The organism is Microcoleus sp. Z1_A1 (genome assembly GCF_036700305.1).
Lineage (GTDB): Bacteria > Cyanobacteriota > Cyanobacteriia > Cyanobacteriales > Microcoleaceae > Microcoleus.
Window position 1 is genome coordinate 1 of the sequence record NZ_JAUBOR010000010.1, and the last position, 15513, is coordinate 15513.

16 protein-coding genes are annotated in these 15513 nt (G+C 45.8%); 11 read left to right on the top strand and 5 right to left on the bottom strand.

Going from position 1 to position 15513, the window contains the following annotated elements:
• Positions 1-274: 274 nt before the first annotated feature.
• Together QT973_RS08635 and QT973_RS08640 are read right to left on the bottom strand one after the other, a co-directional pair.
• On the bottom strand, positions 275-1366 hold the full coding sequence (locus tag QT973_RS08635) for a PfkB family carbohydrate kinase (RefSeq protein WP_333234309.1): 1092 nt from the start codon (positions 1364-1366) through the stop codon (positions 275-277).
• A gap of 286 nt (positions 1367-1652) precedes the next feature.
• Entirely contained in the window at positions 1653-2204 is a 552-nt protein-coding gene (locus QT973_RS08640; RefSeq protein ID WP_333058397.1) for a response regulator, read from the bottom strand.
• 198 nt (positions 2205-2402) lie between these two features.
• On the opposite strand from QT973_RS08640, the gene QT973_RS08645 reads away from it, so the two are divergent.
• Together QT973_RS08645 and psaX are read left to right on the top strand one after the other, a co-directional pair.
• A complete protein-coding gene (locus tag QT973_RS08645; protein WP_333234307.1) occupies positions 2403-3389 on the top strand; it encodes a lipoyl synthase in 987 nt (328 codons plus the stop codon).
• Positions 3390-4041: 652 nt separating this feature from the next.
• The gene (gene psaX, locus QT973_RS08650) at positions 4042-4146 is read left to right on the top strand and encodes a photosystem I protein PsaX (protein ID WP_333056903.1); all 105 of its coding nucleotides are present in this window, start codon (positions 4042-4044) and stop codon (positions 4144-4146) included.
• A 364-nt stretch (positions 4147-4510) separates the two neighbouring features.
• Here the strand turns inward: psaX and QT973_RS08655 are convergent, their stop codons facing one another.
• The gene (locus QT973_RS08655; RefSeq protein WP_333056824.1) at positions 4511-4876 is read right to left on the bottom strand and encodes a hypothetical protein; all 366 of its coding nucleotides are present in this window, start codon (positions 4874-4876) and stop codon (positions 4511-4513) included.
• Positions 4877-4954: 78 nt separating this feature from the next.
• Here QT973_RS08655 and QT973_RS08660 point away from each other — a divergent pair, with 78 nt between their 5' ends.
• Positions 4955-5548: a DJ-1/PfpI family protein gene (locus tag QT973_RS08660; protein ID WP_333056825.1), complete on the top strand. Its 594-nt coding sequence runs from the start codon at positions 4955-4957 to the stop codon at positions 5546-5548.
• Between the two features lie 153 nt (positions 5549-5701).
• On the opposite strand, the gene QT973_RS08665 is transcribed toward QT973_RS08660, so the two are convergent.
• Positions 5702-6592, bottom strand: a complete 891-nt coding sequence (locus QT973_RS08665) for a sugar ABC transporter permease (RefSeq protein WP_333056827.1) — start codon at positions 6590-6592, stop codon at positions 5702-5704.
• A gap of 59 nt (positions 6593-6651) precedes the next feature.
• On the opposite strand from QT973_RS08665, the gene QT973_RS08670 reads away from it, so the two are divergent.
• From QT973_RS08670 to QT973_RS08685, 4 genes are all read left to right on the top strand, one after another.
• Positions 6652-7227, top strand: a complete 576-nt coding sequence (locus QT973_RS08670; RefSeq protein ID WP_333056828.1) for a GNAT family protein — start codon at positions 6652-6654, stop codon at positions 7225-7227.
• Positions 7228-7658: 431 nt separating this feature from the next.
• Positions 7659-8330, top strand: coding sequence for a phosphoribosylglycinamide formyltransferase (purN, locus tag QT973_RS08675; protein WP_333275034.1), 672 nt, complete (start codon positions 7659-7661; stop codon positions 8328-8330).
• Entirely contained in the window at positions 8323-8472 is a 150-nt protein-coding gene (locus QT973_RS08680; protein WP_333056830.1) for a hypothetical protein, read from the top strand. The genes purN and QT973_RS08680 overlap by 8 nt, the downstream gene beginning before the upstream one ends.
• Before the next feature lie 353 nt (positions 8473-8825).
• Complete coding sequence (locus QT973_RS08685; RefSeq protein ID WP_333212662.1) at positions 8826-9860, top strand: class I SAM-dependent methyltransferase; 1035 nt, start codon at positions 8826-8828, stop codon at positions 9858-9860.
• A 398-nt stretch (positions 9861-10258) separates the two neighbouring features.
• On the opposite strand, the gene rlmN is transcribed toward QT973_RS08685, so the two are convergent.
• Entirely contained in the window at positions 10259-11374 is a 1116-nt protein-coding gene (rlmN, locus tag QT973_RS08690) for a 23S rRNA (adenine(2503)-C(2))-methyltransferase RlmN (RefSeq protein ID WP_333338791.1), read from the bottom strand.
• Between the two features lie 368 nt (positions 11375-11742).
• Here rlmN and lgt point away from each other — a divergent pair, with 368 nt between their 5' ends.
• The 4 genes from lgt to QT973_RS08710 all read left to right on the top strand — a co-directional run bounded on the left by lgt (position 11743) and on the right by QT973_RS08710 (position 15126).
• The gene (gene lgt, locus QT973_RS08695; RefSeq protein ID WP_333212660.1) at positions 11743-12636 is read left to right on the top strand and encodes a prolipoprotein diacylglyceryl transferase; all 894 of its coding nucleotides are present in this window, start codon (positions 11743-11745) and stop codon (positions 12634-12636) included.
• 120 nt (positions 12637-12756) lie between these two features.
• Positions 12757-13545, top strand: a complete 789-nt coding sequence (gene cobM / locus QT973_RS08700; RefSeq protein WP_333275040.1) for a precorrin-4 C(11)-methyltransferase — start codon at positions 12757-12759, stop codon at positions 13543-13545.
• 109 nt (positions 13546-13654) lie between these two features.
• A complete protein-coding gene (locus QT973_RS08705) occupies positions 13655-14491 on the top strand; it encodes a dienelactone hydrolase family protein (RefSeq protein ID WP_333056839.1) in 837 nt (278 codons plus the stop codon).
• Between the two features lie 152 nt (positions 14492-14643).
• The gene (locus QT973_RS08710; RefSeq protein ID WP_333056840.1) at positions 14644-15126 is read left to right on the top strand and encodes a flavin reductase family protein; all 483 of its coding nucleotides are present in this window, start codon (positions 14644-14646) and stop codon (positions 15124-15126) included.
• Positions 15127-15513 lie beyond the last annotated feature (387 nt).

A 15513-nucleotide genomic window follows, 5' to 3' on the forward strand; every position in this document is an offset into this window, starting at 1 on the left:
ATTCCTGTAGGGGCGGGTTCGCCAAGATATTGAATAGAAACGGGAAAATCTGTAAACCCGCCCCGGCCTTTAATCGCTGGTTCCCATGCTCTGCCTGGGAACCGATATCTAGAGGCTCAGCCTCGAAAAGCGATGGGAAAATTGGAGGCTGAGCCTCCGGATCTGCGTTACCAGGAAGAGCCTGGGAACAAGTAAATTGGAGGCTGAGCCTCCGGATCTGCGTTACCAGGAAGAGCCTGGGAACAAGTAATAATCAATCACCCATTACAACTGATTAGTGATCGATCATCGTTTTCAAAGCTTCTTTCATTTCGTCTGCAGTCGTCGTTGCCGTACCGAATTGACGCACGACAATACTAGCCGCCAAATTGCCCAAAACTGCCGCTTCCCAACCGGATGCACCGACGCACAAAGCTAAAGTCATTGCTGCTACAACTGTATCTCCAGCACCGGTTACGTCAAATACATCAGTCTTGTTAAAAGGGGGAATGTCCCAACTTTGAATGGCAAATTCCCCCTTTTCACAAATGGATGTTGGAGGGGGTGAATTTTTGATTTCTTCGCCGATCGCCCTTTCAAACAAACTCATCCCTTCTTCACCGCGAGTAATCAGGATTTTTTGAGCTTGAGTTAAGTTCAATAAATCGCGTCCTGCTTGCATTAAAGTTTGAGGGTTTTTGATAGCATATCCGACGGCTTGCTCGGCTTCTGGCAAGTTCGGAGTAAACAGCATTGCTCCAGAATATCGCTGCAAATTTATTTGAGCGTCTACAATTGTTTTGCCGGGAACCACTGCCGATTCGATCGCCAAATTCGTCCAAACTCCGTCGCCGTAGTCGGAACAAACCACGGCATCTACTGTCGGTATTTGCTGCCGGATGTAGTCTGCCAGTTGCAACTGCAAATCTAAATCCGGCAACTCGTCCGATTTGCGATCGACTCGTACAATTTGCTGAGTCACCGACTGCCGCGCGTGCCCGGAGATTCGAGTTTTGGTGACAGTTGGACGCTGCGAATCGATTAAAATCCCACCCGTATCAATTCCCGCCGCCTCAAAAATACCGCACAAAGCCTTTCCCTGGTCGTCTTTTCCCACCAAACCAGCAACTTTTACTTTGCCTCCCAGTTTGGCTAAATTATAGACAGCATTTGCGCCACCTCCGGGTACTTGCTGAGTATTTTCGTAGCGCAAAATCAACACAGGTGCTTCGCGGGAAATTCGCTCTACTTGTCCGGTAAGAAACTCGTCCAAGGTCAAATCTCCGATCGCTAATACCTGCGCTCGATCGAAGCAGTCTAATCTTTTCAATAATTGCTCTGTTGAGGCACGCAGTTGAGGCAAAAAATCGGAATAGTCGTTAGTCATTAACCAAAAAAATGAGACTGAGGAGTTGATAATTGAGTGTGGAACGAGCGGGAATTAAAAATCCTAATATAATTTAATAATTAATTTCCTCCCTTATTTTATTTTTAACTTTTAATTGATTTTCTCACTGGGATTTTGAGAAACCAGTTGCAGGCTATTTGCGATCGCACTCGCTCAAACAATTTGGCAAAAAAATGCGGATAAAATCGCAGCCTTTGAGACTCAACTGAAAGTTTCACGGTGTGGAAGTTTCCTTCTACATAAGTGCCTTCAAAAAACAGCAGAATTATTTCAATTTCTGCTTGATGATCGTAATCACCTGAGTCATTTGTTTTTTGAGTGCATCAATTTCCGCTTGCATTTTCGCCATTTTCACAGTCATCGCCTGAATTTCGGCGGCGCCCGCTCCAGAAGTGGCTGCAGCGGGGGCTGCTGGGGCTTCCGGCACTGGTTTCTTTTTGGCCAGTACCATGGCCGATTTGATCGCCTCGGTTAGCTGCTTCTTTTCAAACGGTTTGGCGATGAATGCAAAAAAATGCTTCTCAAAGGGTTTCGGAATTTTTTCCATCACCTCTTCTTCGCGGCCCGACATGATCACCAAAGGTATCTTAGAAAGCTCAGGATGGGCTTGCACTTTTTGATACACTTCCCAACCGCTGACTTTGGGCAGTAGGAAATCTAACATAATTAGATTGGGCCGGGCTTGACGGATCAGTTTGAGTCCCTCTTCGCCGTCTTTTGCTTCTAGAACTTCAAAGTTACCCTGCGGCAACATCTCTCGGACTCGGACGCGGATGACTTTACTGTCATCGATTACCAAGATTTTTTGACCAGCCACGACTGACTCCTTCAGTAATGAATGAGTGATGATTTGCAACCTTCAGTATATCCCTAACAGAATTCTACCCATAATTCTGGGCGAGTTTAGTTTTGTTGCATTTCGGCGCGATTCGGATTTCGGGTGATACTCCTACAAGTTCAGGGGCTTTGATTTCGGATACGATCGAAGGAATTAACTCAATCACCACTTAATTTTATGTCGCCCCAAACTCCTAAAACTCCTACTGTCAAAGCAGTTGCCGCTCAAATGCGGGGTGAAATCGAGGCGATGCCGGAGTGGTTGCGTAGGCCCGTTGGCAAAGCTAGCGAAATTTCCCAAGTGCAAAAAATTATCAAACAGCGGCAAATTCACACGATTTGTGAGGAGGGGAGATGCCCCAACCGGGGCGAGTGCTACGCCCAAAAAACGGCGACTTTTTTGTTGATGGGGCCCACTTGCACCCGCGCTTGTGCTTTTTGTCAAGTAGATAAAGGTCATTCTCCGATGCCCCTAGACCCGGAGGAACCGCAAAAGGTGGCCGAGGCTGTGCAGTTGTTGGGTTTGCGCTATGCGGTGCTGACTTCGGTGGCGAGGGATGATTTGCCGGATGGGGGTGCGGGTTGGTTTGCCAGGACGATCGCCCAAATCCGCCTTCTGAACCCGCATACTGAAGTTGAGGTACTGACGCCGGATTTTTGGGGGGGAACAGGTAGGGGCGGTGCCCCCGTGCCCGCCCTCCCCGTGCCCGCCGAGGGGGAGAATTGCGGTCTCGATGAGTTGCAGCGACAGCGGATTCGCACGGTGGTGGAGGCTAAACCGGCTTGTTACAACCACAATATTGAGACGGTGCGGCGGTTGCAAGGGCCAGTGCGGAGGGGGGCGAAGTACGATCGCTCGATCGACGTTCTGCGTATTGTCAAGCAATATGACCCAACTATTCCCACCAAATCCGGTTTGATGTTGGGGCACGGGGAAACCGAAGCCGAGATAGTCGAAGCGATGATTGATTTGCGGGACGCCAAGTGCGATCGGCTCACTCTCGGTCAATACATGAGACCATCTCTAGAGCACCTCCCAGTGCGTAAATACTGGACGCCAGCCGAATTTGACCGTTTTGGGTCGATCGCGCGGGAGATGGGCTTTGAGCGCGTGCGATCGGGGCCTCTCGTCCGCAGTTCCTACCACGCCGGAGAAAACGATTGAAACTAATTTGAATTCAACTCGGTATAAACTTGTTACCAAGAAATTGGGTATAAAGCCCCGTCCTTCTAGGACGGCTTTAATTAATTATCAACTTTTGTTAAGTGTTTTCTTGAACTTTCTTGCATTGTGTTCATTGTAGAGTACAATAACTAGACTACAGGTTGAATAACCGCCGATACACATGAGACACCACGCTCAAACTACTGGTCGGAAAACAATAATGGTTAGTGGGTAGCGAAAACCACGAAAAACATAGCTGGGCTAACTAATGTAAGCCAAAATCAGAGACTAAACTTTTTATTTCTAAAATGTACTGTCTAAAATGTACTGTGGGGCACACAGAAACAAGAGAAGCAATTCTCGAAAGCTTGGGGAGACAAACCCTCGCGAGGCTATCTAAATTAAGCTCGATATTTGGTTCTTTTGAACGGATACCAGGTTTAAACACTGCCGCAAGGATAGATAGTTTTAAGGTATGTCGCAGAACCAAGAATCCCCTCGCCTTCAGGCAGGGGAGTGTCAAAAAAAATAACTCTAGAGGATTGTGCATAAGTGCGACGCTCTCTGGTATTTGTAAAGAGAGTGACATTATCAATTAGGAGCTTTACCTATGCCAGAGATAGCGAAGAACCAATTAAAATCCGACTCCGTGATGAAAACGGGCAAATTCCCTTACACATTTCGCGCAGGCTGGTTTCTGTTGTTGTTAGCCATCAATTTTGTGGTTGCAGCCTATTATTTCCATATCATTGAATAGTTCTGCAAGTTAACTTTTAGCAGACCCTGCTGTTCTCGACCTCAACGTCGGAGAATGGGAGAGAAGGAGAGGGGAGAGGCAGAGAGTTTTGAGTTTTGAGTTGGGGATAATATGACTTCATCCTTCTAACTAATGACTACTGACTTCTTCCCTCTTCCCTTGAACCTCTTCCTTCTGACTAATGACCAATGACCAATGACTAATGACCGAAAGCATCCAGAATACCCGCCACGTGATTCATCCGTGGAAAAATAAAAAATGTGTATCCGATGAAACTTGCCGAACGTATTTATCTCGCGCAAGTCAATGCTTCAATTCTAAAATCTAAAATCTAAAATCTAAAATCTAAAATCGATTGACTTCTCTAGCGATTTCTCGACGCTTCTAGCTTTGACAAGCGCTCTTGAATTTTAATAACATCTTGCTTAGTTTCAATTGCCAAAGTTGCTAAATTGTCAAACATCGGGTCTCCCGACAGCGGTCTAGGATTTGTGCGACCAGAACCGGAAGGGGCAGGAGACTGAGGCCTGTTAACTCTCGAACCTTGGTTCTGCAAGCTGTAGATTTGTCCCCTGAGTTCAGAAATTTGCCTTTCTAATTGAGTAATGCGAAATTCTAATTGGCTTGTGGATTGAGCGGGCGTGACAATTGGCGCAACAGCAATTGCTAAGGCGCAAGCCAGACATAAAAGACAGATTGTTACGGCGCGATGGCGGATATTTTTCGGCATAGCTTTAATAATTTAAATTATACCTGTTCTACGATAACAAATCGCCGAGATTTTTTGCCTCTATCAGAAGTAGGTCTTATGGCAACTAGGAAGGTAGCTATTTTAATATTCGATGATGTGGAGGTACTGGACTTTGCAGGCCCTTTTGAAGTGTTTTCGGTGACATCAGAATTAAGTAAGGGCGAGCGACCTTTTGCAGTCTCTACCGTAGCCGAACATCCCGGTGCTGTCAAAACCCGCAATGGTTTGAGTGTAAATCCCGACTGCACCATTTCCGATTGTCCGCCACCGGATATTTTAATTGTACCGGGAGGACAAGGTACTAGAAAGTTAATCGATAATTCAGCAGTTATTAACTGGATAAAAGATTGTGCCCGAACAGCAGAATTAGTGCTTTCTGTCTGTACGGGTTCGCTGCTTTTGGCAAAAGCTGGTTTGTTGGAAGGTTTGGCAGCAACTACCCACCATCAAGCATTGGATTTATTGAAAGAATTAGCGCCCAACACAACTATTATCGAAAATCAGCGATTTGTAGATAACGGCAAAATCATCACTTCTGGGGGAATTGCTGCGGGAATTGATATGTCTCTGCACGTTGTCGGCAAACTTTTGGGTACAGCACAAGCTCAACAAACAGCAGAGTACATGGAATATAAAATTGGGAATGGGTAATTGGGCATTGGGCATCGGGCATTGGGCATCGGGCATTGGGCATTGTTAATTGTATAATTTGCGCGTTGGGGCGGGTTTTACCAACCATAATTGCCTACAACAAACAATTCGGTAAACCCGCCCCGCCCCACCCATACACTGCCGGATGTGATATCAAGTATCTTCGCCCCAAACTTTTAGTTGTAAATAGACTAATAGCAAAGCTACAGCCATCAGGAAAGTTGCCGCTGCGGCTGCATAGCCAAAATCAAATTGCGAAAAAGCTTGCTCGTAAATATAATAAACTAGCAAATTAGTAGAGTTTAAAGGGCCGCCGCCGGTGATGACGTAAACTTGCTCGAAACTCCGCAGAGTAAAAATAGCAGTAGTGACAGTAGCAAATACTAAAGTCGGCCGCAAACCGGGTAAAGTGATGTACAAAAATTGCTGCCAAGCATTAGCTCCATCCAATTCTGCGGCTTCGTAACGATTTACCGGAATTGCTTGCAATCCTGCTAAAAATACTACCATATTAAAGCCTAATTGTTTCCAAACACTGAGCAGAATGATCACAGGCATTGCCCAAACTGTGCTGCTAAGCCAAGGAATTGGATTTAAGCCGATCGCCATTAACACACTATTCACCGGGCCTTCGGTTTGAAACAACCACCGCCAACCCAGGCCAACTGCAACTAAAGAGGTAATCGAAGGAATAAAATAAGCGGTGCGGAGAGCTCCTCGCCAAGCAAACGAGCGATTTAGCAAAACTGCTAAGCCCAATGGAATCACTAAACTGGGAATGACTGTTGCAGTAGTAAAATAGAGCGTATTTTGGAGGATTTGCCAGAAATCCGGGTTTGTGACTAGACGCCAGTAGTTGTTGAAGCCAATCCAACGCAATCCCGACTGGGTAAAGCTGCCGCTGGTAAAGCTGAGGTAAAATAAATAGGCGATCGGCCAAATCAAAAAAGTACCCAGAAACAGCAAAGCTGGGGCCAGAAAAGTCCAAGCTGCGATCGCATCATTATCCAACCAGTTAAAACGCCCAAATTTAATCTGAACCATTGGCTTATAAATTTTAGCTTTTAGTTTTAAATGGTATCACAATATAGGTCAATCTAAAAATGAACCTTCTCGATATATTAGCTCATTTACCCACTATAGAAACTGAAAGGCTCCTGCTCCGAAAAATCACTTTAAACGATGCGATCGATATGTTTGAGTATGCCTCAAATCCCGAAGTATCACAATACACAATGTGGTCAACTCACACCTCGCTCGAAGACACTAAATACTTTCTCAGGTCACTTACAAAAATGTACAAAAGACGAGAGCTTGTAGATTGGGGAATAGTCCACAAAGTCGAGAAAAAGTTTATCGGAACTTGCGGATTTGTCGAATGGAGCATGACGCACAGCCGCGCGGAAATTGGCTACGCACTTTCTAGGAGCTATTGGGGCGAAGGATACATGAGCGAGGCTGTTAATGCAGTGATTGAATTCGGCTTTCGGGAGATGTTGCTGAATCGAATTATGGCTCGATGTGAAGTTAACAATATTGCTTCCGCGCGGGTGATGGAAAAAGTGGGGATGCAATTGGAAGGGGTATTGCGACAGCACCTATTTGTGAAAGACAGATATTGGGATCTAAAACTTTATTCGATTCTCAGGGAAGAGTTTTTTGAGAATATTGTAGAATAGGGTTGAATCAGTAAGTCAATCAATTTTAGATTTTAGATTTTAGATTTTAGAATTGAAGCATTGACCTCACGGATAAATTCGGGGGCTGGTTTATCGGATACAGGTTTTTTATTTCTCCGTCCTGAGTCTGCTTTCGGAATGAATCCGGAGGCTTGTATCCTGGATGCTTTCGGTCAGGGAAAAAAAATAATATACTTAGGACTTACGCAATATCTCCATGTAGAGTGCGCCGAAACAAACCTTACCCTTTACCTCTATAGTAGAATACGAGTGAATAGTTTTTATCTTTATGACCAAGAATTTCTTCATGTGGTACCCGCCACGTGATTTATCCGTGGAATCAATCCAAAATCTAAAATCTAAAATCCTCACGCCCCGAATTTATCTCGCGCAAGTCAATCCAAAATCTAAAATCTAAAATCTAAAATCGAATGACCGCTAATCCAGTATATGTTAATTCCAATGCCTGCCTGATTTCTCCTGAGATTGGCAAAAGTGCGCTCGCTCCGGCTCATCCTCCATTAAAATTAGGAGTTTTAGCATCAGGAAGCGGCAGCAACTTCGAGGTAATTGCCCAAGCCATCCAAAACAAAGAGATCAACGCTAAAATCCCAGTATTAATTTACAACAACCCAGAAGCAAAAGCCGCAGCCAGAGCAGAAAAATACGGCATTCCCTCCATTCTGCTCAATCACCGCGACTGCAAAAGTCGCGAAGAATTAGATACAAAAATTGTCAAAACTTTTCAAGAATATGATGTAGAATGGGTAGTGATGGCTGGTTGGATGCGAATTGTTACCGAAGTTTTATTTGATGCTTTTCCCGATCGCGTTATTAACATTCACCCCAGCTTACTGCCGAGTTTCCCAGGAATTCGCGCCGTCGAGCAAGCACTGGCCGCTAAGGTTAAAATCACCGGATGTACGGTGCATATCGCCCGTTTGGAAGTAGACAGCGGGCCGATTTTAATGCAGGCTGCGGTGCCCGTATTGCCTGATGATACCGCAGAAACGCTGCACGCGAGAATTCAGGTGCAAGAGCACAAGATTATGCTCGGTGCGATCGCACTTATTGCCGAATCTAATCAAAAATATTGTGACTAAAAACCTTACCAGTGCCGCATCTATCCCCAAATTGCCCGTGGGCGAATCACCCGAAACAGGCCCGCCGCTGACTCCGCCCAAAAACGGAGAGTTGCGAATGACTTACAGCATATTCCATTTATATGTGGTACACATAATCTGATGGCCCGCTGTTTGGTGCGTCGCCACCCGTCAATCTGTAAGTTACAGCACTTTCCAGGTAAGTGAAGTACAGAGAAACCGGGTTTCTTGAATAAAACCGGTTTCTGGCGAGAAATCCAGAAGAAACCCGGTTTCTGGGGTGTACTTTATAAACCTGGAATCCGCTGTATATCCAATATCTCGTAGCGACGCACCCTACAGATTAACAGCACACAATTAAGGTTTCTACTGTACTTCATAAACCACCGAATATGCTGTAAGTGCTGCAAAGATCAAAATTTTAGAGTCTTGTTCTAGGTTCCCGATTCAATGCGAGAGTCAATCTAAAATCTAAAATCTAAAATCTAAAATCGAATGATAGACTCGAATCGCCTGAAATTAATTCTCAAAGAAAGGCTCAAAAAAAGCATCGGCCTCAAGGGAGAATTCTATCTGCCTTGCTTGCCATCGATGCTAGACGACTATCTTAAATTACTGTCAGACTTCTTAAACATCCTCGGACAAAACATCGACGCTGCCCAAGCTGAAAACTTGCGAACATTAATCGCCAACGCCTTAGCAGAAGGATTCAAAAATTCCCCCCACGCTAATCTCATAGTCTCCTATTTTCCCGCCAATTCCCAAAGCGGTTTAGCCGGCGGCATTACTCTGAATACCAAGATTCAAATCGAATCAATGGCCCAGAAATATCATAGCTGGCCGGATATTCGCCCCGAACCTTTATTCGGCAGCCATCCCGATGCCAAAGTCATCGCCATTGCCGCCGAATTAGGCGAACCGGGAAAAGCACCTATTTTAGATGTTGGTGCGGGCCCAGGGCGCAATAGTTTGCCCTTAGCAAGGTTAGGTCATTCCGTGGATGCGATCGAACTAACACCGATATTTGCCGAGAAACTATCAGCAGCAGCCACCGCCGAAAACTTGCCGATAAATGTCACCCAAGGCGACGTTTTAGACCCATTATTGAGGATGAAAACTTATCGTTACAAATTAGCCATTGCTACCGAAGTTCTCTCTCACTTCCGCTACCCCGAACAAATTCGTCTTTTCCTGGGCAAAATGTCCGATGCTGTTTTAAGTGGCGGGTTTATCTTATTCAGTGCTTTCTTAGCTGTAGATGGGTACGAACCCGACGAGATAGCAAAACAAATGTCTGAATTGTGTTGGTCTTATCTGATTACCAGAGAAGAATTGCAAGCAGCAATCGAGGGTTTGCCGTTAGAAATTATTTCCGATGAATCTGTGATTGAATACGAACAAAAACATTTGCCTGACTCTGCGTGGCCGCCGACACCTTGGTTTGTCAGTTGGGCTAGCGGGCGCGATTTATTTCCTGTGCAAGAAACACCGCCGTTAGAGTTGCGGTGGATACTTGTTAAACGCTTGTAGAGAGTTAGTATGGTGCGTCAATCGATTTTAGATTTTAGATTTTAGATTTTAGATTTTAGATTTTAGATTTTAGAATCGAAGCATTGACCCCACGGATAAATTCGGGGGTTCCTTTATCGGATACAGGTTTTTTATTTCTGGACGGATGAATCCAGGGGCTTGTATCCTGGATGCTTTCGGTCACAATATAGTTTATCGATGATTGATAAAATAACGTGGTCTAACTCAGATATTGCACCATTCTTAAGAACAGGCAAGATGCCTGTTCCACACAGATGGAGTTTTCTTCTTGTGGGGAGTAGGGGTTGGGCATCCTGCCCGCCTGCAAAAGGCTAGTTGAGAATGGTGGAACATCTCAGATATAACCCACCATACAACAAATTTTAGCGGTTAAAAACCTAAGCCTCCACCTCGGATGCCCGCAATTGTCCGCAGGCTGCATCTGCTTCTAAGCCGCGAGAATACCGCACGCTAACTGCAATTTTCTTTTCCTTCAAAGTCGCAACGAAACTGTTAATTCGATTGGGAGTAGGTCGCTTATATTCAGCTTCCTGAATCGGATTGTAAGGAATCAAATTGACGTGACACTGAAAACCGCGCAAGTGAGTTGCTAACTCGGCTGCGTGTTCCGGCAAGTCATTCACACCTGCTAAAAGTACGTATTCAAAACTTAATCTGCGTCCAGTCGATCGCACATATTCCCGACATTCGGCGATTAACTCACCCAAAGGATAAGGGCGGGCGCTAGGAATTAACTCTTCGCGCAATCTTTGATTGGAAGCGTGGAGGCTGACGGCGAGGGTAACTTGCAGTTGATGTTCGGCTAGTTGGCTGATGCGATTGCGAATTCCTACTGTGGAAATGGTGATGTTTCGCTGTCCAATTCCTACATCTTGATTCAAACACTTGACAGCAGCTACAACATTATCGAAATTCAGCAGGGGTTCGCCCATTCCCATAAATACGATGTGGCTGACTCGGCGGCCAAAATCTTGCTGTACAGTCAAGACTTGATCGACGATTTCGTGTTTTTCTAAATTGCGCTTGAAACCGCCTTTTCCGGTAGCGCAAAAGTCGCAGCCCATCGCGCAGCCAACTTGGGCTGAGACGCACACAGTCAGCCGTTTATCGGTGGGAATGCCTACGGTTTCAATGATTTGACCGTCTGCCAATTTTAAGAGATACTTTACCGTGGCGTCTGGTGCGACCGATCGATAGTGAATGGTCGATCGCCCGATCGGGATTTTAGCAACAGTCTCGCGCCACTGCTTCGAGAATACAGAAATGTCAGAGATCGATCGCGCACCTCTCTCATAAATCCACTGGTACAACTGCTTTCCCCGATAAGCAGGCTGCCCGTTTTGCTGCACCCACTCCGTTAACTCAGCCAAACTCGCCCCCAACAGAGGTGGAATTTTACCCGACTCAACAGCCAAAGCAGCAGTCTTGCGAGACTGATTCGCACCCTTGGAATTACCAGAAGAGTACACCTGAGAAACGGAAGTAGGAGACATAGGTCATTAGAAAATTTAAAGCCATCCTCCATATTAAAACTTCTCGACCAAAACTGCCGTTAATCCTCAAAAAGGCACTTATGTAAAAGGCAGAAGGCGGAATCTCGATCCCCCTAAATCCCCCTTAAGAAGGGGGACTTTAAGAATAATCCGGTTCCCCCCCTTAAAAAAAGGGGGTTAGGGGGCTCTTATTGTGGATTCACAAAAAAACTCTAGACAGCAATCTTCCAAATCAAGAATTCAGTTAATATTTGGTAAAATTCTCCAAATATTGCGTGTAAATGACCGCCGCCACCTAAAATAAACTCTGGAGTTTGTTAAAGGGTATGCAAATTTGACAGCTTTCCATCACAATTAATGCAAATTTTATGGTGTTAAATATTCTTGCGCTGCCTTTAGCGTTTCAATTTACATCGCCGGGCCCAATTATCTTTCAACTTGGCCCCGCAGCCATTCGCTGGTACGGGCTGTTGATAGCTTCTGCCGTCTTGATTGGGGTCAGTCTCTCCCAATACTTGGCCGAAAAGCGCCGCGTCAACCCGGAATTGCTGGGTGATTTGGCAATTTGGCTGGTTTTGGGCGCTATTCCCTGCGCTCGAATTTATTACGTGGCTTTCGAGTGGCCGCAATACGCCCAGAGGCCTGAAGATATTATTGCGATTTGGAAAGGCGGAATTGCCATTCACGGGGCGATTTTGGGGGGCACGATCGCAGCTTTAATTTTTGCAAAAATCCAGCGAGTTTCTTTTTGGCAATTGGCAGATTTAATCGCGCCTTCGGCAATTCTCGGTCAGGCGATCGGACGCTGGGGAAATTTCTTTAACTCCGAAGCTTTTGGCAGTCCTACGGATTTGCCTTGGAAACTCTATATTCCGCCAAACAGCCGCCCGCCAGCCTACGCTAATTTTGAATATTTCCACCCCACATTTCTATACGAATCCTTATGGAATTTGGCAGTATTTGGGTTACTTCTGAGTTTGTTTTTCCGCGATTTGCAGGGCAAAATTCGTTTGAAAATTGGTGCTTTGTTTTTGGTTTATATCGCAGCTTACAGTTCCGGTAGAGTCTGGATTGAAGGGTTGCGGACTGATAGTTTGATGTTCGGGCCGCTGCGGACGGCACAGATGGTAAGCTTGACTGGGATTGTTTTAGGGTTGGGCGGGTTAGCTTGGCTTTATTTGCTCGATCGACCTTTACCCGATGTTGTCTCCCCCAATAGCGATCGGGCAAAGATCACTCCGAAATTGCCAGAGGATCAATAAAAAACCCCAGAGAGGTTAGTCTCTAGGGTTCAAAACCAGGGTGCATCTACCATCTATTACTTCCAACCAAAATAGGTACATCCGGAAGCGTCCGTAAATTTAGCAAATTTTTTAGCAGCCATGAGTTTGACAGAGATTGAAGCCCTAATTCCAGGGGTATACATTGTAGGTGCAGGCCCGGGAGACCCGGATTTGTTGACTGTTAAGGCTCAAAAATTACTGGCTGCAGCCGATGTCATATTATTTGCTGATTCGCTAGTCCCAGAGCAAATTTTGCAGGGGGTGCGCGCAGATGCTGAAGCGATCCAAACTGCGGATAAGACCCTCGAAGAGATTGTACCTTTGATGGTGGAGCGAGTGCGCGACGGAAAAAGCGTCGTCCGCCTCCATTCCGGCGATCCCTGTCTCTACGGGGCTGTGGGCGAACAAATGCAAGCTTTGGCCTCCGAGGGAATTGCTTTTGAGGTAATTCCGGGAATTAGCGCTTTCCAACTTGCGGCGGCTAAACTTAAAATTGAGTTGACAGTTCCGGGAATTGTACAGACAATTATTTTGACCAGAATTAGCGGTCGAACCGAAGTACCAGATCGCGAAGAATTGGCGAGTTTAGCGGCTCATCAAGCGAGTTTGTGCCTGTATTTGAGCGCCCGCCATGTCGAACAAGCTCAAGCTAAATTGATGGAACATTACCCATCTGATTTGCCTGTAGCGATTTGTTATCGGTTGGGCTGGCCCGATGAAAAAATTGTGCTAGTTCCCCTTGACAAAATGGCCGTTGCTACGCGCGAAAATAATTTGATCAGAACGACAATGTATGTGATTAGTCCGGCGTTGGGAAAATCGGCAGAAGGGCGATCGCGCTTGTACCATCCAGAGCACGATCGGCTGTTCCGACCATCGAAGGAATAAGCAAGAAGGCACGACACGGATTTTGACACGGATACACGGATAGCTGTTTTTTTCCTTCTGACTTCTGACTTCAATATCCCAATAACCAATAACCAATAACCAATAACCAATGAAAGACTTAACTCGCAGACAATTTATCGCTGTCACCGCATTAAGCGCCGGATTTGCCTTAGCAGTTCATCCTATTGCGGCTGCCGTTATCAATACCGATGCTGCTGGTTTAATAGCAGGTGAGGTGAAAATTCCGGTAAAAGAAGGCTCAATTCCAGCCTACAGAGCAATGCCTGCTACTGGTAACAATTTCCCCGTGGTTCTAGTAATTCAAGAAATCTTCGGAGTTCACGCCCACATTCAAGATATTTGCCGCCGTTTTGCCAAATTAGGTTATTTAGCGATCGCCCCAGAAATGTTTGCCCGTCAAGGTGATGTTTCTAAAATGACCGACATTCAAGAAATTAGGAGTAAAGTTGTCTCGAAAGTTCCTGACGAGCAAGTTATGTCCGATTTAGATGCAACCGTAGAGTGGGCACAAAAATCAGGAAAAGGCAATATTAATAAGTTGGGAATTACAGGATTTTGCTGGGGTGGCAGAATTGTTTGGCTGTACTCTTCCCATAACCCGAAAGTCAAAGCTGGAGTGGCTTGGTACGGGCGTTTGGTTGGCGATTCTACGGCTTTAACTCCCAAACAGCCGATCGACATTGCAGCAACTTTGAAAGTGCCTGTATTGGGGCTTTACGGTGGCAAAGACGAGGGAATTCCCAACGATACAGTAGAGAAAATGCAGGAAGTTCTCAAAACTGGTAGCAGCGGTTCCGAAATTGTGCTTTATCCAGATGCGCCCCACGCTTTTAACGCTGACTATCGCCCCAGTTACCGGGAAAAAGAAGCTAAGGATGCTTGGAAACGGATGCAAGATTGGTTTAAAAAGTATGGAGTTTCTTGATAGTTTTGAGTTGTTAATTTTCACTTAAAACTGGTGTCAAGTTTGGGATCGAAAAAGGCAATATTAGCGAATAGCCCTTAAGACAGGTGGGTTTGTGGGCCCGACATTGGTAAACTGAGCGGTGTAGAATTATCGATCGAACAGGTAAGCCCGTGCTAGACGAACAAGCTAAAAAGACCATCTTGCGGAAAATCCCTCACGGATTGTACATCTGCGGTGTCAAAGACGGGGAGGAAGTCAACGGTTTCACCGCTAGCTGGGTGATGCAATCTTCTTTTACCCCTCCCTTAGTTGTCAACTGCGTCAAGCAAGACTCCAAATCCCACGCCATGATCAAAGCCAGCGGTGTCTTTGCTTTGAGTTTCCTAGAAGCAGGGCAAAAAGAGTTAGCCCAGAAATTCTTCAAGCAGCAGCGCCGCGTTGGCAATAAATTTGAGGATGTAGAATTTTATCCCGGCGCGGAAACTGGTTGTCCGATTATCTCGGATTCTCTGGGTTACATCGAGTGCAAAGTTGTCGGCGCTGTGGAACACGGGGATCACACGGTTTATGTGGGAGAAGTTTTGGCAGCCGGCGTCCACCGAGAGGGGAATCCGTTGCTGCTAGAAAGCACCGGTTGGAATTACGGCGGCTAAAGACTTGGCAGTTGCTAGTTTCGCACTCCATCTCAGAAACCGGGTTTCTACGAGTTTTGGCGATGAATAACGAGAAATCTTCGTAGAAACCCGGTTTCTCGCCCCTGCGCTCAATCTCAGAAACCGGGTTTGTATAAGTTTTTGCGCTAAGTTTGTAGGGTGCGTCGCTTGCTATATCTTGGATAGAAATTGCAGATGTTTGATGGCGACGCACCTTACACTTGATATCGGCCGCGATCGTGTTTACCACATATACATGGAATATGCTGTATACCCAGAAACCCGGTTTCTAGTCTCTGCGTGTAGTTAAGGATCGCGAATTAAATAACTTACAATTTTAATTGTTATTGTGGGATGGGCGTCCCGCCCGTCCTTTTTGGACGGGCG